Consider the following 323-nt stretch of genomic DNA (forward strand, 5'->3'; position numbering starts at 1 on the left):
TGCCCATCGTTCAGTTTTGAGAGACCAAATCTCTCGACAAATCAAATTATGAGGGCCTATAGCTCAGCTGGTTAGAGCGCACGCCTGATAAGCGTGAGGTCGGTGGTTCGAGTCCACTTAGGCCCACCATTTTTTTGAGAATACCCTTATATGGGGCCTTAGCTCAGCTGGGAGAGCGCCTGCCTTGCACGCAGGAGGTCAGCGGTTCGATCCCGCTAGGCTCCACTTTGTTCCTTGAAAACTGAAGATTCATCAAGACATCAAACCAAGAAAAATATGCATGGTCCGTTCGGACCGTGTGTCTTAGAAACGCTAGATCAAGG

2 tRNA genes are annotated in these 323 nt (G+C 49.5%); both read left to right on the forward strand.

What is annotated here, in order from left to right:
* The first annotated feature begins 52 nt into the window (after positions 1-52).
* Positions 53-129 (forward strand) — tRNA-Ile (locus KNP77_RS15875).
* 23 nt (positions 130-152) lie between these two features.
* A tRNA-Ala gene (locus tag KNP77_RS15880) sits at positions 153-225 on the forward strand.
* Positions 226-323 lie beyond the last annotated feature (98 nt).

It is taken from the genome of Exiguobacterium sp. s142 (assembly GCF_018618455.1).
GTDB lineage: Bacteria > Bacillota > Bacilli > Exiguobacteriales > Exiguobacteriaceae > Exiguobacterium > Exiguobacterium aurantiacum_A.